This is a genomic window from Pseudomonas avellanae BPIC 631, from assembly GCF_000444135.1.
Taxonomy (GTDB): domain Bacteria; phylum Pseudomonadota; class Gammaproteobacteria; order Pseudomonadales; family Pseudomonadaceae; genus Aquipseudomonas; species Aquipseudomonas avellanae.
The window spans coordinates 1-3,734 of sequence record NZ_ATDK01000384.1; the positions used below are offsets into that span (position 1 = coordinate 1).

Below are 3,734 nucleotides of genomic sequence, written 5' to 3' on the forward strand. Positions count from 1 at the left end.
TTTCTTCAGGACTCAGGACGATATCTTGGGCGCTCATTTCTTCGCCTCCAACGGTGTAATCAACGAGCAAGAATAGACGATTTTACAGAGCATTTATTTTTGAGACAGCACACTAGCGTGCTCAATCCCAGCACGACTGCTGGCATCCAGAATGCAACGTGCATTTGTGTGACGCAGCTCAGCGTCAAGGCGAGCAGTGGGATGAAATAACTGTGTTTTTGTATGATGGCAACGGACATGCACAGAGCAAATATCCACGGAAATACTGTTGAATAGGGAAGCAGAACATCCAGAAAAACCCGAGATCCCAAAGAAAGAGTTGAGTAGATGACCAACGTTGCCAAAAACAGAGCCGCTGTGTTTCTCTCGCTGATCTTGGCAACTGTCCATGTGGAGGCCGCAATGAACCCGATATTGTAGAGGAAGGTTCCCAGTATCAGGCCTCCTTCCTTTTCACCAAACAGCGAATACCACGGGGCCAGCATGTAATAGTTAAAAGGGCCCGGATGTGCCCAGCCAAATCGCGACGAGATACCGATCTCTTGATCAAACTGTGAGGCATGATACATATCGATCAGGAAAATAGCATAATCACTTTTCCAATATAAGATCGGGTTGGGGCCGGTGAGTAAGTGTGTCAAAATCACCAGCGCTGTTGCCGCCACTGTAAAAACAGTGACACAGGTGGCGTATGTCGAAATGTTGAGCCTGGGCTCTTGATGACCGCTCATTTTTCAGTTGTCTCCATAAATTACAGTCATGTGCAACTGAGACGCTTCACAGGCTTTTAAACGGCAAATGCCCTCGTGGACTCTCAAATACAGTGGCGATACTGCTTTAGCCTAAGGACTGCTCCGATGGATGCGCTAACAGTTAACGTTGATGTTTGAAAGCCGCTCATAGCGGAAAACTGCGTTTGCTACTTTTTTTGCTGTCGCAGGCGGTTTCAAGGCCTGCGATCAGGGTTGCGGCGTCATGCCTGAGAGGAGGGGGGCATCAAAATATCCGTTCTTTGAGCACATTCTTCAAATACTGACCGTAGCCATTCTTGATCAACGGCTGGGCAAGCTTTTCAAGCTGCGCGGCATCGATCCAGCCAGCGCGGTAGCAGATCTCTTCGGGACAGGCGACTTTCAGGCCCTGACGTCTTTCCAGCGTGGCGATGTACTGGCCGGCTTCCAGCAGGCTGTCATGCGTACCGGTGTCCAGCCAGGCGTAGCCACGGCCCATGATCTCGACGTGTAACTGCTTCTGTTCCAGGTACAGCGTATTGAGATCGGTGATCTCCAGCTCGCCGCGCGGGGAGGGCTTCAACTGGCGCGCCAGATTGACCACCTGGTTGTCGTAGAAGTACAGGCCGGTGACGGCGTAGTTCGACTTGGCAACCTGGGGTTTCTCTTCCAGTGACAATACTCGACCACTGTCGTCGAATTCTGCCACGCCGTAACGCTCAGGGTCCTGCACGTGATAAGCAAACACCGAGGCACCGGACTCGCGGTTGCTGGCATTGAGCAGCAGCGACTGGAAGTCATGGCCATAGAAAATGTTGTCGCCCAGCACCAGGGCCGACGCATCATTGCCGATGAAGTCTGCACCGATCGTGAACGCCTGAGCCAGCCCGTCCGGGCTCGGTTGTACGGCATAGGTCAGGTTCAGGCCCCACTGGCTGCCGTCGCCCAGCAACTGGGTAAAACGCGGCGTGTCCTGTGGCGTCGAAATGATCAGAATATCCCGGATCCCGGCCAGCAACAGCGTGCAGAGCGGGTAGTAGATCATCGGCTTGTCGTACACCGGCAACAACTGTTTGGAGACAGAAAGCGTGGCCGGGTGCAAGCGTGTACCCGAGCCGCCAGCCAGAATGATTCCTTTACGAGCCATGAAAGTCCTTAGCGCTGAATTTCGTCCAGCATGCGTTGTGCGCCCTGTTGCCAAGGCGGCATCTTCAGTTGAAAAGTGGTTTCAAGTTTACCCAAAGCCAGCCGCGAATTGTGCGGACGCGGTGCTGGCAATGGATACGCTTCGGTGGCAATTGCCCCGACCTTGTCAGCCGATACCTTCAGCGCAACACCATTGCGCTCGGCATGCTCCAGAACAAACCGGGCAAAACCGTGCCACGACGTCTCGCCAGCAGCGGCCAGGTGATAAATGCCAGCCAACGCCGCCGAGTCCTGATCACCCAGCACCCGGCGTAGAATGTGTGCTGTCACATCGGCTATGAGCTCGGCACCGGTCGGCGCGCCGTATTGATCAGACACTACATTAAGCGAATCGCGCTCGGCCGCCAGGCGCAGCATGGTCTTGGCAAAGTTATTGCCCTTCGCCGCATACACCCAACTGGTGCGCAGAACCAGCGCCTTGGCACCGCTGGCCTGAATCGCCTGCTCGCCCATCAGCTTGCTGCGGCCGTAGACCGACAGTGGGCCGGTCGGTGCGTCTTCCTGCCATTGGCTATCGCCGCTGCCATCGAACACGTAATCAGTAGAATAATGAACCAGCCAGGCGCCAAGCGCTGCGGCTTCCCGAGCCAGCACGCCAGGTGCCTCGCCGTTGATCAGCACGGCCACATCCGGCTCGCTTTCAGCTTTGTCCACAGCGGTATAAGCCGCTGCGTTGACGATAACGTCGGGGGCCAGCGTACGAATCGTGGCGGTCAGGCCCTCAAGGTCGGCAAGGTCCCCACACAGGCCATCAGCGCCCTGACGATCCAGCGCAATCACCTCACCCAGCGCTGCCAGAGAACGCTGCAACTCCCAACCAACCTGTCCGTTCTTGCCCAGCAGCAAAATCTTCATGCGTTGGAAGCCTCATACTGTTGCACGATCCAGTCACGATAACTGCCATCCATCACACCGCTCACCCATTTTTGATTGGTCAGGTACCACTCTACGGTCTTGCGAATACCGGTATCAAATGTCTCCGCAGGTTTCCAGCCCAGCTCACGCTCGATCTTGCGTGCATCAATCGCATAGCGGCGGTCATGCCCCGGGCGATCAGTCACGTAGGTAATCAGCTCAGCATAGTTGCTGACCGGCTCGCCTGTTTTCTGATTGATGACCTGACGCGCAGCCGCGGGGGCCAGTTCATCAAGCAGCGCACAGAGGGTATGCACGATATCGATATTGGCCTTCTCGTTCCAGCCGCCGATATTGTACGTTTCACCCAGCGCACCCGCTTCCAGAACGCGGCGTATGCCGGAGCAGTGATCTTCGACATACAACCAGTCACGAATCTGCTGGCCATCGCCATAAACCGGCAGCGCCTTGCCCGCCAGCGCATTGACAATCATCAACGGGATCAACTTTTCCGGAAAGTGAAACGGCCCGTAATTGTTCGAGCAATTGGTCGTCAGTACCGGCATACCGTAGGTATGGTGATAAGAACGCACCAGGTGATCGCTGGCAGCCTTGCTGGCGGAGTAGGGGCTGTTTGGCATATACGGCGTGGTTTCGGTGAACGCCGGGTCATTCGCGCCAAGCGTGCCATACACCTCATCGGTGGACACATGCAGGAAGCGAAACGCAGCCTTGTCGGTTGCTTCCAGGCCATTCCAGTAGGCGCGAGCAGCCTCCAGCAACCGGAACGTACCCATCACGTTGGTTTCAACAAACGCTTCCGGGCCGGTGATCGGTATCCGCGCCACAAACCCCACCTAGCAAAAAATGAGGGTCTGGTTTACCGAGGCATCTCTGGCGAGCAGTTCCACGGCAACAATGTTTCGTAATCCTCTACCGATG

The 3,734-nt window shown here is 55.6% G+C and carries 3 protein-coding genes and 1 pseudogene; all 4 read right to left on the reverse strand.

All coding sequences use genetic code 11. The annotated features are described in order from the left end of the window. Positions 1-68: 68 nt before the first annotated feature. Positions 69-731, reverse strand: a pseudogene (locus DW49_RS0122555) (hypothetical protein); the annotation flags it as partial. 265 nt (positions 732-996) lie between these two features. After that, positions 997-1,878 (reverse strand): glucose-1-phosphate thymidylyltransferase RfbA, encoded by an 882-nt coding sequence (rfbA, locus tag DW49_RS0122560; protein ID WP_005615131.1) that lies wholly within the window; start codon positions 1,876-1,878, stop codon positions 997-999. Positions 1,879-1,886: 8 nt separating this feature from the next. Then, positions 1,887-2,792 (reverse strand): dTDP-4-dehydrorhamnose reductase, encoded by a 906-nt coding sequence (gene rfbD, locus DW49_RS0122565; protein WP_005615133.1) that lies wholly within the window; start codon positions 2,790-2,792, stop codon positions 1,887-1,889. Next, positions 2,789-3,640, reverse strand: a complete 852-nt coding sequence (gene rfbB / locus DW49_RS0122570; protein ID WP_005615135.1) for a dTDP-glucose 4,6-dehydratase — start codon at positions 3,638-3,640, stop codon at positions 2,789-2,791. The genes rfbD and rfbB overlap by 4 nt, the downstream gene beginning before the upstream one ends. Between the last annotated feature and the right edge of the window lie 94 nt (positions 3,641-3,734).